The organism is Rubrimonas cliftonensis (genome assembly GCF_900107585.1).
GTDB lineage: Bacteria > Pseudomonadota > Alphaproteobacteria > Rhodobacterales > Rhodobacteraceae > Rubrimonas > Rubrimonas cliftonensis.
The window spans coordinates 408,412-421,483 of the sequence record NZ_FNQM01000002.1 but is presented as its reverse complement, the minus strand read 5'-3'; the positions used below and the strand labels follow the sequence as shown (position 1 = coordinate 421,483).

Below are 13,072 nucleotides of genomic sequence, written 5' to 3'. Positions count from 1 at the left end.
GGCGCGGACCAGCGGCGCGCGCCATCCATGGGAACAACCGGCCCGCGCGAAACGACGCCGAGCCGCGGACGGTTCGGGCTCGGCGGGAAGGCCGCCGCCCCCCGATCACGGCTTTCAGCACGAGCCGTCCTCGCGACGCCTCAGCGCGCAGGCAGCAGCGACGCCTCAAGGGCCGCGCGCGTCGTCGCGGGAATGTCGACGGCCCGTCGCGACGCGTCATCCATCAGGGCGACCACGCTCTCGGCCGTCGCTGCGGCCTCGCCGTTCAGATAGACGCCCTGCTCCATCGCGATGGACCGCGCCCCGATGCGCGTGACGCCGGTGGCGATCTCCACCGTTCCGGGCCAGCGCAGCTCGCGGCGGAAGTCCATGGCGAGTCGCACGATCACGAACTGCGCGCCCGCGGGCGCGGGCGGCCGGTCGGGGTCGAGCAGGAAATCAACGCGACCGATCTCGAAAAGGGTCGCATACACCGCATTGTTCACATGGCCCTGCCGGTCGGTGTCGCGATAGCGCAGGCGTTCGGAGACGCGGGCGGGAAAGGCTTCGAGAGGGCGCGGGGGCGACGGGGGCATCTGCGGCTTTCCGGCGGCGGTCAGTCGGCGGTCGCGCCACGGCGACGCTGCGCCCGAGCCTAGACCGAGCCCTGCGCCGACGCGAGGGCGACGCTTCGCCGTCGCCACCCGTCTCGGCTTCGGCGGCGCCGAGACGGAGAGCCGCGCGCCGCGCGGATTGCGCGGGACCGCCCGCGCGCCTATGAGCCTTCGGCATGGCACACGCATCGACCCCTGCGGCGCTCGACGCCGCCCAGCCGGCGCATGACGACGCGAAGGCGCGCCGCAACGTGGCCGTGCTCGTCGCCGCGCAGGCGCTGCTCGGCGCGCAGATGCCGATCCATTTCATCCTCGGCGGGCTCGCGGGACAGCTGCTGGCGACCAACAAGGCGCTCGCGACCCTGCCGATCGCCGCCACCGTGGCGATGGCGATGGTCGCCGCGCCGCTGGTCTCGATGCTGATGGGGCGCGTGGGCCGGCGGCCCGGCTTCCTGCTCGGCGCGCTCTGCGGCGCCCTGGGCGGCGCGGTCAGCGCCGCGGCGCTGCTGGTCGGCTCGTTTCCGATGCTAGTGGCGGGGGCCGCCTTAACCGGGGTCTACATGGGCGCCCAGGGCTTCTACCGCTTCGCCGCCGCCGACGCCGCCTCGCCCGCCTTCCGGCCCCGCGCGATCAGCTGGGTGATGGCCGGCGGGCTTCTGGCCGCGCTGATCGGGCCGGAACTCGTCAAGCTCACGCGCGACGCGCTGGCGCCGACGCCCTTCGCAGGGGCCTACCTCTCTATGGTGGCGCTGAACCTTCTCGGCGCCTGCGCCTTCATCTTCCTCGACGCCCCGCGCCCGCCGAAGCCTGCCGCCGACGCGCCGCAGGCGCGCCCGCTGAGCGTCATCGTCCGCCAGCCGCGGGTCGCCGTGGCGATGATCTGCGCCATGGTGACCTATGCGCTGATGAACCTCGTCATGACCTCCACGCCGCTTGCGGTGGTCGCCTGCGGCTTCGACCCCGACGACGCGGCGAGCGTGGTGAAGTGGCACGTGCTTGCGATGTTCGCGCCCTCCTTTTTCACCGGCGACCTGATCGCACGATTCGGCGCGCCGCGAATCATCGCGCTGGGGCTGGCGATGCTGGCGGCATGCGGCGGGGTGGCGCTGACCGGGGTCGACCTGACGCAGTTCTACGGCGCGCTGATCCTGCTGGGCCTGGGCTGGAACTTCGGCTTCATCGGCGCGACGGCCATGCTGGCGGCGGCGCATCGGCCGGAGGAGCGTTCTCGGGTGCAGGGCCTCAACGACTTTCTCGTCTTCGGGATGGTCACGGTGGCGAGCCTCAGCTCCGGCGCGCTGATGAACGACCTCGGATGGGAGGCGGTGAACCTCGCCATGATCCCGTTCCTGGCGCTGGCGGGCGCGGCGCTGCTGTGGCTCGCCATCGCGCGCCCTCCGGCGGAGGCCTGACGCGCGGCGCGCATGGCGTCGCCGGGCCCCATCGCCCGAGCCCGGCGAGAGAATTGCTAGTTCAGCACGTCCGCCGCGCGCGGCGCGCCGATGTTGCCGAAGAGCTGCTGCAGCGCGGAGAGTTCGCGCCCGTAGGTCGGCGTCGTGTTCGAGACGAGGTCGACGATGCGGCCGTCGTCGAGCCCGTAGCGGTTCACGCGCTCGACGAGGCCGGCGTCATCGAAGGCGACGACGACCACCTTGCGGTCGATCACCTCCGGCTCGAAGAACGCAAAGTGCTCCATGCGGCTCGCCACGTAGAACCAGACGTCCTCGTCGAAGGCGCCGGAGGCCGAGGGCCGGCCGAGGCGGCGCAGGACGGAGCCCCGCGTGTCCGCCCCCGCCTCGATCGCGTCTAGCTCGGCGATCTGCGGCGCAAAGCCGTGGTTGCTGTATGTCGGGCCGCAGCCGACGAGACAGGCCAGCGCCGCCGCTGCGCAAACTCCCGTGAAACGCGCCCTGCCTTCAGCCACCGTCGTCTCTCCCCTTCGTCGGACCGCGCCCGACTGCTGTTCCATTAGCGGCGCGATCATGTATTTTCAACGCGGAGCTCCCGCGGGGCCGGGAACCTGCCCGGCGCCGGGCGGTAGCCGCTTCGCGCCTTCGCCGGGACGATGTCATGCCTGAAAAGCCGGAGTTCTCCCACCCCGTTCCAGTCGCGTCGCTGGAGGCCGGGGATGCGGTCTGCGATGAGGCCGACGAGGCGGCGCTGGTCGCGCTGGCGCGGCGCTTCGACGTCCCCGCCGTGCGGGCTTTGTCATTCGTCGCGAAGGCTGAGCCCTGGGGGCCGGGCGGCTGGCGCGTGAGCGGCGTCGTCGACGCCGCCTTCACGCAGAGCTGCGTCGTGACGCTTGAGCCGGTCGACACGGCGCTGTCGGAGCCGTTCGAGCGATTCTTCGCGCCGCCGGCGCGCATGGCCGAGGCAGAGGCGCTGTTCCACCCCGACGCGGAGGAGGCGCCCGAACCGCTGGCCGAGGCGATCGACTTCGGGGAGATCGCCGCCGAGACCGCCGCGCTCGCGCTCGATCCCTACCCGCGCAAGGCGGGGGTCGACTTCGAGGGCGCCCTGACCGCGCCGCCGGGCGTGGCGCCGATGACGGACGAGGATGCGAGACCGTTCGCCGGCCTCGCCGCACTGCGCGGCCGCGATGGCTCGACCTGAGCGCGGCATCGGCTCACGGCGCGGCGCGGAGGCCGCGCCCGGCCTTGCGGCGCCGCGCGTTAGGCGGTATGAGCCCCGCTCGCACAGTGAGCGCGCAGCGCGGCGGGCGGCGCGGCGCTATGCGCTGGTCCAGTCGGGGCGCGCGGTGGTTTTCGCAGGGGCGCACTGCCATACAGGGCGCGCGCCGGGCCTGACGGAGGTTGAGACATGGCTGTTCCGCAGAACAGGAAGACGAGCTCCAAACGCAACATGCGCCGGTCGCATGACGCCCTCGTTGCGGACAATCCCAACGAGTGCCCGAACTGTGGAGAGCTCCGCCGCCCGCACCATGTCTGCGGCGCCTGCGGGCATTACGCCGGACGCGAAGTCGTCGTGGCGACCGAGGTCGATCTCGACAGCGAAGCGGCCTGAGATCGCGCCCCGGCGCGGTTTCGCGCGAATGATCGAACTGCGCCCGCGCCGGCGATCCGAGCGATGAAAGCGATGGCGGCTGCCCCCGACCCGGTGATTTCGGTCGACGCCATGGGCGGCGACCGCGGCCCTGCGACCGTCGTCGCCGGTGTCGACCGGTGCGCGCGCGAAATGCCCGACCTGCGCTTCCTGCTACACGGACCGGAGAATGTGCTGACGCCGCTCGTTGCGCGGCGCGCGGCGCTCGCGGGGCGGTGCGAGGTGCGCCATGCGGCGCAGGCGGTGGCGATGACCGACAAGCCTTCGGTGGCGCTGCGCAGGGCGCAGGACACCAGCATGTGGTCCGCGCTCTCGGCGATCAAGGCCGGCGAGGCGCAGGCGGCGGTTTCCTGCGGCAACACCGGCGCGCTGATGGCGATGGCGACGATGCGGCTGCGTCGCGCCGAGGGCGTCGACCGCCCCGCCATCGCGGTGTTCTGGCCCTCGCGCAGCGCAAGCGGACACACGATCGTTCTCGACGTGGGCGCCGACGTGCGCGCCGATCCGACCGCGCTGGCGCAGTTCGCCGTCATGGGCGCCGAGTATGCGCGCGTCGCGCTCGATCTCGACCGGCCCCGCGTCGGCCTGCTGAACGTCGGCAGCGAGGAAGGCAAGGGCCGGCCCGAGCTTCAGGAGGCCAGCCGCCTCATCTGCGAGAACGCCGACCACGGCGGCTACGACTGGCGCGGCTACGTCGAGGGAGGCGACCTCTGCGGCGACAAGGCCGACGTGATCGTGACCGACGGCTTCACCGGCAACGTGGCGCTGAAGTCGGCAGAGGGCGCGGCCGCCTTCATCGGCGACGAACTGAAGCGCGCCTTCCGCCACACCTGGCTGTCGCGGCTTGCGGCGCTGATGGCGATGCCGTCGCTCTCGCGCATGAAGCGGCGGATCGACCCGCGCCGCGTCAACGGCGGGGTTTTCCTCGGTCTGCGCGGCGCCGTCGTGAAGAGCCACGGTTCGGCGGACGCCACGGGCGTCGCCGCCGCGATTTCGCTCGCCGCGCGCATGGCCCGCACCGGGTTCACCGAACGGGTGGCAGGCAGGGCCGCGTTCCTGACGATGCAGAGGCAGGCGCTGGGAGGCGCGGCGGCGCAATGAACGACACCGGTGGCGTGAGCGGACGGAGTGCGGCGCTGGCGGCCGCGAAGGGACGCGGGGCGATGATCCGGGCGGTTCCTCTGGGCTGCGGCGGCTACCTGCCCGAGAAGGTGATGACCAACGCGGATTTCGCCGCGCGCCTCGACACTTCGGACGAGTGGATCCGCAGCCGCACCGGCATCGGCGCCCGCCACATGGCCGCCGAGGGCGAGCTGACCTCCGACCTCGCCACCGCCGCCGCCCGGCGTGCGCTCGACCATGCCGGTCTGACCGGGGCGGACATCGACCTTGTGGTGATCGCCACCGCCACCCCGGACCGCACATTTCCCTCGACCGCGACGAAGGTGCAGCACGCCATCGGCATGACCGGCGGCTTCGCCTTCGACGTCCAGGCGGTGTGCGCGGGGTTCATCTACGCGCTGTCGCTGGCGGACGCGCTGATCTTCAAGGGCCAGGCGCGCCGTGCGCTGATCATCGGCGCGGAGACCTTCAGCCGCATCCTCGACTGGGAGGACCGCACGACCTGCGTGCTGTTCGGCGACGGCGCGGGGGCGGTGATCCTCGGCGCGCATGAGGGCGAGGGCGCGCCGTCCGACCGCGGGCTGCTCGCGACCTGCCTGCACTCCGACGGCGCGCATCAGGACATCCTCTACGTCGACGGCGGCCCCTCCTCCACCCAGACCAGCGGCAAGCTCAGGATGCAGGGCCGCGAGGTCTTCAAGCACGCCGTCGCCAAGCTCGCGGAGGTCGCCGACGAGGCGATGGAGAAGGCGGGCGTCGCGTCAGCCGATATCGACTGGGTCGTGCCGCACCAGGCCAACCTGCGCATCATCGAGGCGACGGCGAAGAAGGCGGGCGTGCCGATGGAGAAGGTGATCCTGACGCTTCAGGACCACGGCAACACCTCCGCCGCCTCGATCCCGCTGGCGCTGTCGACCGCCGTGCACGACGGCAGGATCGGCAGGGGCGACCTGCTGCTGATGGAGGCGATCGGCGGCGGGCTCGTCTGGGGCGCGGCGCTGCTGCGCTGGTGACGGTGGACGCGGCGTCAAGGCCCCGCCGCAAACCCTTGAAGTTGACATCCTTTCGCCGCGCGCCCACTCTGCGCCGAACAAGGGCTACCGGGAGGCCGCCATGGCGGGCAAGACGTTGACGCGCTCCGATCTGTCCGAAGGCGTCTATCGTGAGGTCGGCCTGTCGCGCAACGAGAGCGCCGAACTGGTGGAGAGCGTGCTGCGCCACATCTCCGGCGCGCTGGCGCAGGGCGAGACCGTGAAGATCTCCTCCTTCGGCACGTTCCAGGCGCGCGACAAGGGTCGCCGCATCGGCCGCAACCCCAAGACGGGCGAGGAAGTGCCGATCGAGCCGCGGCGGGTGCTGGTGTTCCGGCCCTCCCACATCCTCAAGGACCGCATCAACGCTGCGGGCGAATCGTGAGCGGCGCGGCGCGGCCGGCGGCGGAGGCGCCCGCCGAACTCGATCTCGGCGCGGCGCCCGAGACCGAGGCGCGGCGCGACAAGGCGCCCGGCGCGTTCCGCACGATCTCCGAGGTCTCCGAGGAACTCGACATCCCCGCGCATGTGCTGCGCTTCTGGGAGACGAAGTTCCCCCACCTCTCGCCCATGAAGCGCGGCGGCGGGCGGCGCTACTACCGCCCCGCCGACATGTCGCTGCTGCGCGGCATCCGCACGCTGCTCCATGACGAGGGGCTCACGATCAAGGGCCTGCAGAAGGTTTTCCGCGAGCGCGGCCCGCGCCATGTCGCCATGATCGGCGACGGCGAGGCCCCGGTGGTCGGCGAACCTCCGGAAGGCCCCGACGACGAGCCCGAGGCGACCACCGCCTTCGACGCGCCCGCCGCCGCCATGGGCGTGCGCCTCGGGGCCGCGCTCGGCCCGGTGATCGCCCGGCTCGAACGCGCCCGCGCCAGCCTCGCGGGCTGAAGATGGCGCAGGCGGCGCCCGCCGCCGGCGAGGGCGAACGCTGGTTTGAGGATTTCACGCCCGGCCTCGTCATCGAGACGCCGGGCGCGACGATCAGCGAGACCCAGATCCTCGACTTCGCCTTCCGGTGGGATCCGCAGCCGTTCCACATCGACGCGCTCGCAGCGGCCGAGAGCCCCTATGGCGGGCTGATCGCCTCTGGCTTCCACACGCTACTGGTCGCGTTCAGGCTCTACATCGTCGCCGCGCGCTGCGGGAGGAGCTCGATCGGCTCGCCGGGGATCGACCGGCTGCGCTGGCTGAAGCCCGTGCGCCCCGGCGACACGATTTCGCTGCGGGCGGAGGTGCGCTCGGCGCGGCCTTCCGGCTCGAAACCCGACCGCGGGTTCGTGGCGCTCGCCGCCGAGGCGAACCGTCGCCGACCCGAGGCCCCGGAGCCCGAACCGGTGCTCGACTTCGAGTGGACGCAGATGTTCCTGAAGCGCCCCGCCTGACCCGATCCGCTTCCACGCGTGGACAGCGCCGCCCGCCTCTGCTAGCGCAACGCCCATGCTGACGATCACGGACATGGGCTTTACGCTGGCCGGACGGCGCCTGTTCAACGGGGCGAGCGCGCGCGTGCCGATGGGCGCCAAGGTGGGCGTCGTCGGCCGCAACGGCTGCGGAAAATCCACGCTGTTCCGCCTCATCGAAGGGACGTTCGAGCCCGACCAGGGGTCGATCGTCGTGCGCGCCGGCGCCCGGCTCGGCGGCGTGGCGCAGGAGGCGCCGGCATCCTCCGTCAGCCTCATCGACACGGTGCTGGAGGCCGACCGCGAGCGCGCCGCCCTTCTGGCGGAGGCCGAGACGGCGACCGAACCGGCGCGCATCTCGGACATCCAGCTCAGGCTGACCGATATCGACGCCCATTCGGCGGAGGCGCGTGCGGCGGCGATCCTTGCGGGGCTCGGCTTCGACCAGGCGGCGCAGGCGCGGGCCTGCTCGGAGTTCTCCGGCGGCTGGCGGATGCGCGTGGCGCTGGCGGCGGTGCTGTTCTCGCGGCCGGACCTGCTGCTGCTCGACGAGCCGACCAACTATCTCGACCTCGAAGGCACGGTCTGGCTTGAGAACTTCCTCGCCCGCTACCCGGCGACGGCGCTGGTGATCAGCCATGACCGCGGGCTGCTCAACCGCTCGGTCGGGGCGATTCTCTCGGTCGAGAACGGGCGGCTGACCTACACGCCCGGCGACTTCGACAATTTCGACCGGCTGCGCCGCGAGCGCGCCATGCAGGCCCAGGCCGAGGCGACGAAGCAGGAGGCCGCCCGCGCCCACATGCAGAGCTTCGTCGACCGCTTCCGCGCCAAGGCCAGCAAGGCCAAGCAGGCGCAGAGCCGGCTCAAGATGCTGAGCCGCCTCCAGCCGATCACGCTGGAGCGCGGGCAGGCCGTGGCCCCCTTCCGCTTTCCGCAGCCCGAGGAGCTGGCCCCGCCGCTGATCGCGCTCGACCGCGTGTCCGTGGGATACGGCGGCAAGCCCGTGCTGCGCGACCTCTCCCTGCGCATCGACCCCGACGACCGCATCGCCCTGCTCGGCGCCAACGGTCAGGGAAAGTCCACCCTGTCGAAGCTCATCGCGGGGCGACTCGCGGCGTTGTCGGGCGACATGACCAAGCCATCCAAGATGCGCATCGGCTTTTTCGCGCAGCATCAGCTCGACGAGCTGGTGCTCGGCGAGACGCCGGTGCAGCATATCCAGCGGCTGCGGCCGACCGAGAAGCCGAGCCAGCTTCGCGCGCGTCTCGGCGGCGCGGGCATCGGCGCCGAGATCGCGGAGACGCCGGTCGAGAAGCTCTCCGGCGGGCAGAAGGCGCGCCTGCTGATGGCGCTGATGGCGCTGGACGCGCCGCACATCCTCATCCTCGACGAGCCGACCAACCACCTCGACATGGAGAGCCGCGAGCAGCTTGCGCTGGCGCTGAACGACTATGACGGCGCCGTGATCCTCGTCAGCCACGACCCGTTCCTCGTCGAGGCCGTGGCCGACCGGCTGTGGCTGGTGAAGGACGGCGCCGTAAGGCCCTTCGCCGGCGACATGGACGATTACCGCGACCTGCTGCTCGGCGGGAACGCCGCCAAGGCCGCGGCGAAGACCGAGGCGAAGGCGGCCCCGAAGCAGAAGGGCGCCGAGCGCCGGCGAGCGCTCGCGCCGCTGCGCGCCGAGGTCTCCGACGCCGAGGCGCGCATGGAGAAGCTCGCCGACATGCGCGCCAAGATCGACGCGCTGCTGGCCGACCCCGAACTCTACACCCACCCCGACCCCAAGCGTTTCGAGACGCTCACCCAGAAGCGCGCCGAGATCGAGAACGGCATTGCGCGCGCCGAGGCGCTGTGGCTTGCGGCGCAGGAGCGGCTCGAAGCGGCCGAGCGCGAGGCCGCGTGAGCGGGGACGAGACCGCGCGGCTCGTCTACCTCGCCGGGCTGCTCGTGCTGGTGTGCGGCGGCCTTTTCGCCGCCTATGGCCGGCGCATGGGCGAGGCGCTGCGCCACGCGGCGATATGGGCGCTGATCTTCCTGGCCGCGATCGTGCTCTACGGCTTTCGCGACATCATCGGCGCGCAGCTCTCCTCGGCGCCTGTCATGGCGGTGACGGAGAACGCAGCCGTCTTGCGCCGCGGGCCGAACGGCCACTTTCGCGCCAGCGGTTCAGTCAACGGCGCGAGCGTGGACTTCCTTATCGACACCGGCGCCACCGAGATCGTACTCAGCCGCGCCGACGCCGCGCGGGCCGGGCTCGACCCTGACCGGCTGGCCTACACCCGCCCAGCGAACACTGCGAACGGCGTCGTCTACGGCGCGCCGGTCAGGCTGGAGCGACTGGCCATCGGCCCGTTCGACGACCGCGACGTGGCGGCCGTCGTCAATGGCGGCGAGCTTTCGACCTCCCTGCTCGGCATCCGCTGGCTCGACCGCTTCGCCCGCTGGCGCGTCGAGGGGGACCGCATGGTGCTGGAGCGGTGAGCGCGCGACGTCAGCGAGGCGCGGCCTACCGGCCGGCCGACGGGCCCCGATCCGGAGCTGGAGCTGACCCGGCTGCTCGCCCTTCATCCGGCGCAGAGCTGATCGGCGACGGTCGGTCAGAGACTTGGCGCGGTCTGGCTGGCGCGGCGCGGCATGTTCCGCGACATCTCCCGACGGCCCGACGACGCGCTGGCTGGGCTCGGCGCAGGCCTATTCGGTCCGCGGGGCTTCGCGCGGCCGTTCTGCGCCGCGGAGGACATGCGGCTGGGCGGACTGGAGACCCACCACCACGTCGAGGCCAACCTTCACTTCAGAGCTTTCGCCGAGGCCGCGCCGGAACTGAAGCTCGGCTTCGAAGTGCCGACGGCGACCATGAAGCGCTGGACGACGCCATCGCGACGATGGCCAAGGCGCGAGAGTCGGTGACGAGCGCGCTGCGCGACGCGTGATCGGCTGAGGCCATGGAGCGGGCCGCGCGGCGATGGCCGCGTTCTCGGGGGGGGGGCTGCTGACCCTTCTGGCCCACGAGGACGATCCCGCGATCCCCCCTCACCCGAAACGGCGCCGGGGCCCGCACTTTCGCCGACCGGCGCTACGCGACGGGCGCCCTGCGCCCCCGGCTCCGCCGAGTGGCCGCCGCGCGGAACCTGTCCCGCCCCCGCCGATCCTGCGCCGGAGCTGCGGCGTCGCCGGCGGGCGCGCTCAGCCGCCGAGCACCGCCTCCGCGGCGGTGATCGCCTCCGCGGCGCGACTCGCATCCGCCGCGCCAGCCTGCGCCATGTCCGGCCGACCGCCGCCGCCCTTGCCGCCCATGGCCTCGGCGGCGGCCCGCACGAGATCGACCGCCGAGACGCGCGCCGTGAGGTCGTCGGTGACGCCGGCGGCGACCGCCGCCTTGCCGTCGGCCTCGGCGATCAGAAGGATCGCGCCCGATCCGAGGCGCCCCTTGTGGGCGTCGATGAGGCCCCGCAGCTCCTTGCCCGAGACGCCCGAAAGCACCTGCGCCAGGAAGGGCACGCCACCGACCGACTTCGCCTCCGGCGCCGCGGCGCCGTCCCCAGCGAGCGCCAGCTTCCGCCTGAGGTCGGAGATCTCCGAGGCGAGTCGGCGGCGCTCCTCGAGCAGCGCCACCACCCGTTCAGCGACCTCCTCGGGCTGCGCCTTCAGCGCGCCGGCGGCGAGTTTCAGGCGCGTCTCCTGCGCGTCGAGATGGGCGAGCGCCGCGGCCCCGGTTAGCGCCTCGATGCGGCGCACGCCGGCGGCCGAGGCGCTTTCGGCGAGCACCCGAAGCAACCCGATCTCGCCGGTCTGCGCGACATGGGTGCCGCCGCAGAGCTCGAGCGAATAGACGCGCCCCGCTGGGCCGGTCTCGCCCTCGGGGCGCTCGGCCATCGCCACGACGCGCACCTCGTCGCCGTACTTCTCGCCGAAGAGCGCCCGCGCGCCGAGCGCCTGCGCCGCTTCGGGAGACATCACGCGGGTGGAGACGGCGCTGTTCTGCCGTATGTAGGCGTTGACCTCGGCCTCGACGGCGGTAAGTTCATCGGCGCTCATCGCCTTCGCGTGGGCGAAGTCGAAACGCAGCCGGTCGGGCGCGACGAGCGAGCCGCGCTGGGCGACGTGGTCGCCGAGCCTGCCGCGGAGCGCCTCGTGAAGCAGATGCGTCGCGGAGTGGTTTGCGCGGATCGCGGCCCGGCGCGGGGTGTCGACCGAGAACACCGCCGGTTCGCCCTGCACGATCTCGCCTTCGACGATCTCGGCCTCGTGGACGAACAGATCGCCGGCGCGCTTCCTGACGTCAAGCACGCGGGCGCGGCCCGTCGTCGTCCGGATCTCCCCCGCGTCGCCCACCTGCCCGCCCGATTCGGCGTAGAACGGCGTCTGGTTCGCGACGATCTGCACCCGCGCACCGACCTGCGCCGAGCCCTTGCGGGCGCCGTCCACGATCAGCGCCGCGATCACGCCTTCGGCGCTTTCGGTGGCGTAGCCGAGGAACTCCGTCGCCCCCGCGGTCTCGCGGATGTCGAACCACAGCCCGTCGTCGGCGGCCTCGCCCGAGCCCGCCCACGCAGCGCGGGCCTTGGCGCGCTGAGCCGCCATGGCGGCCTCGAAGCCGGCGACGTCCACCGCCCTGCCCTGCTCGCGCATCGCGTCCTGAGTGAGGTCGAGCGGAAATCCGAACGTGTCGTAGAGCTTGAACGCCGCTTCGCCGGGCAGCGTCTGGCCGTCGCCAAGCTTCGCCGCCTCGTCGGCGAGCAGGCGCAGGCCGCGCTCGAGGGTGGCGAGGAAGCGCTCCTCCTCGATGCGCAGCGTCTCCTCGATCATGCTCTGGGCGCGGCCGAGTTCCGGGAAAGCCTCGCCCATCTGGCGCACCAGCGCGCGCACGAGCCGGTGCATCACCGGATCTTTGGCGCCGAGCAGGTGAGCATGGCGCATCGCGCGGCGCATGATGCGGCGCAGGACGTAGCCGCGCCCCTCGTTCGACGGCGTCACGCCGTCGGCGAGGAGGAAGGCGGTCGAGCGCAGATGGTCGGCCACGACGCGATGGTGGATGCGGCCGGGGCCGTCGGGGTCGGCGCCCGTCGCCTGAGCGGACGCCTCGATCAGCGCGCGCATCACGTCGGTGTCATAGTTGTCGTGCTTGCCCTGCAGCACCGCGCCGATGCGCTCCAGGCCCATGCCTGTGTCGATCGACGGGCGGGGCAGGTTCTCGCGCCGTCCATCCTCGAACTGCTCGAACTGCATGAAGACGAGGTTCCAGATCTCGATGAACCGGTCGCCGTCCTCGTCGGGGCTGCCCGGCGGGCCGCCGGGGATGTGGGGGCCGTGGTCGTAGAAGATCTCCGAGCACGGGCCGCAGGGGCCGGTGGCGCCCATGGTCCAGAAATTGTCGCTGGTCGCGATGCGGATTATCCGGTCGTCGGGCAGGCCGGCGTATTTCTTCCAGATGTCCACCGCCTGCTCGTCGTCGTGGTAGACGGTGACGAGCAGCTTATGCGCCGGCAGGCCGAACTCCTTCGTCACGAGATCCCACGCCAGCGGGATCGCGCGCTCCTTGAAGTAGTCGCCGAACGAGAAGTTGCCGAGCATCTCGAAGAAGGTGTGGTGGCGCGCGGTGTAGCCGACGTTGTCGAGGTCGTTGTGCTTGCCGCCGGCGCGCACGCATTTCTGGCTGGTGGCGGCGCGGACGTAGTTGCGCTTCTCCATCCCGGTGAAGACGTTCTTGAACTGAACCATGCCCGCATTGGTGAAGAGCAGCGTGGGGTCGTTGCGTGGCACCAGCGGCGAGGAGGCGACGGTCTCGTGCCCCGCCCTGGCGAAGTAGTCGAGGAAGGTCGAGCGGATTTCGTTCAGCGACGTCATGGCGATGCTC

Annotated in this window: 14 protein-coding genes; 11 read left to right on the top strand and 3 right to left on the bottom strand. The window is 72.1% G+C overall.

The genetic code is table 11. From position 1 onward, the window contains the following. Positions 1-140: 140 nt before the first annotated feature. Complete coding sequence (locus BLW43_RS04640) at positions 141-575, bottom strand: acyl-CoA thioesterase (protein ID WP_093249304.1); 435 nt, start codon at positions 573-575, stop codon at positions 141-143. A gap of 194 nt (positions 576-769) precedes the next feature. On the opposite strand from BLW43_RS04640, the gene BLW43_RS04635 reads away from it, so the two are divergent. Continuing rightward, on the top strand, positions 770-2,005 hold the full coding sequence (locus BLW43_RS04635; RefSeq protein WP_093249296.1) for an MFS transporter: 1,236 nt from the start codon (positions 770-772) through the stop codon (positions 2,003-2,005). Between the two features lie 56 nt (positions 2,006-2,061). On the opposite strand, the gene BLW43_RS04630 is transcribed toward BLW43_RS04635, so the two are convergent. Continuing rightward, complete coding sequence (locus tag BLW43_RS04630) at positions 2,062-2,517, bottom strand: outer membrane protein assembly factor BamE (RefSeq protein ID WP_175478761.1); 456 nt, start codon at positions 2,515-2,517, stop codon at positions 2,062-2,064. Between the two features lie 146 nt (positions 2,518-2,663). Here BLW43_RS04630 and BLW43_RS04625 point away from each other — a divergent pair, with 146 nt between their 5' ends. The 10 genes from BLW43_RS04625 to BLW43_RS04580 all read left to right on the top strand — a co-directional run bounded on the left by BLW43_RS04625 (position 2,664) and on the right by BLW43_RS04580 (position 10,125). Continuing rightward, the gene (locus BLW43_RS04625) at positions 2,664-3,206 is read left to right on the top strand and encodes a YceD family protein (protein WP_093249284.1); all 543 of its coding nucleotides are present in this window, start codon (positions 2,664-2,666) and stop codon (positions 3,204-3,206) included. A 207-nt stretch (positions 3,207-3,413) separates the two neighbouring features. Then, complete coding sequence (gene rpmF / locus BLW43_RS04620; RefSeq protein WP_093249278.1) at positions 3,414-3,617, top strand: 50S ribosomal protein L32; 204 nt, start codon at positions 3,414-3,416, stop codon at positions 3,615-3,617. Between the two features lie 63 nt (positions 3,618-3,680). Next, positions 3,681-4,757, top strand: a complete 1,077-nt coding sequence (gene plsX / locus BLW43_RS04615; protein WP_093249273.1) for a phosphate acyltransferase PlsX — start codon at positions 3,681-3,683, stop codon at positions 4,755-4,757. A gap of 62 nt (positions 4,758-4,819) precedes the next feature. Further along, a complete protein-coding gene (locus BLW43_RS04610; RefSeq protein ID WP_093249971.1) occupies positions 4,820-5,791 on the top strand; it encodes a beta-ketoacyl-ACP synthase III in 972 nt (323 codons plus the stop codon). Positions 5,792-5,891: 100 nt separating this feature from the next. After that, positions 5,892-6,194 carry an integration host factor subunit alpha gene (gene ihfA, locus BLW43_RS04605; protein ID WP_093249270.1) on the top strand — a complete coding sequence of 101 codons (303 nt, stop codon included), beginning with the start codon at positions 5,892-5,894 and terminating at the stop codon, positions 6,192-6,194. Continuing rightward, entirely contained in the window at positions 6,191-6,700 is a 510-nt protein-coding gene (locus BLW43_RS04600) for a MerR family transcriptional regulator (protein ID WP_093249265.1), read from the top strand. Before ihfA ends, BLW43_RS04600 begins: the two co-directional genes overlap by 4 nt. Before the next feature lie 2 nt (positions 6,701-6,702). Further along, positions 6,703-7,194 (top strand): MaoC family dehydratase, encoded by a 492-nt coding sequence (locus BLW43_RS04595; protein WP_093249259.1) that lies wholly within the window; start codon positions 6,703-6,705, stop codon positions 7,192-7,194. Between the two features lie 55 nt (positions 7,195-7,249). Next, a complete protein-coding gene (locus tag BLW43_RS04590) occupies positions 7,250-9,121 on the top strand; it encodes an ABC-F family ATP-binding cassette domain-containing protein (RefSeq protein WP_093249255.1) in 1,872 nt (623 codons plus the stop codon). Beyond that, entirely contained in the window at positions 9,118-9,699 is a 582-nt protein-coding gene (locus tag BLW43_RS04585; RefSeq protein WP_093249252.1) for a retropepsin-like aspartic protease family protein, read from the top strand. The genes BLW43_RS04590 and BLW43_RS04585 overlap by 4 nt, the downstream gene beginning before the upstream one ends. A 153-nt stretch (positions 9,700-9,852) precedes the next feature. Continuing rightward, positions 9,853-10,125, top strand: coding sequence for a hypothetical protein (locus tag BLW43_RS04580; protein WP_093249250.1), 273 nt, complete (start codon positions 9,853-9,855; stop codon positions 10,123-10,125). A 276-nt stretch (positions 10,126-10,401) separates the two neighbouring features. Here BLW43_RS04580 and alaS read toward each other — a convergent pair whose 3' ends face one another. Next, positions 10,402-13,062: an alanine--tRNA ligase gene (gene alaS / locus BLW43_RS04575; protein ID WP_093249249.1), complete on the bottom strand. Its 2,661-nt coding sequence runs from the start codon at positions 13,060-13,062 to the stop codon at positions 10,402-10,404. Positions 13,063-13,072 lie beyond the last annotated feature (10 nt).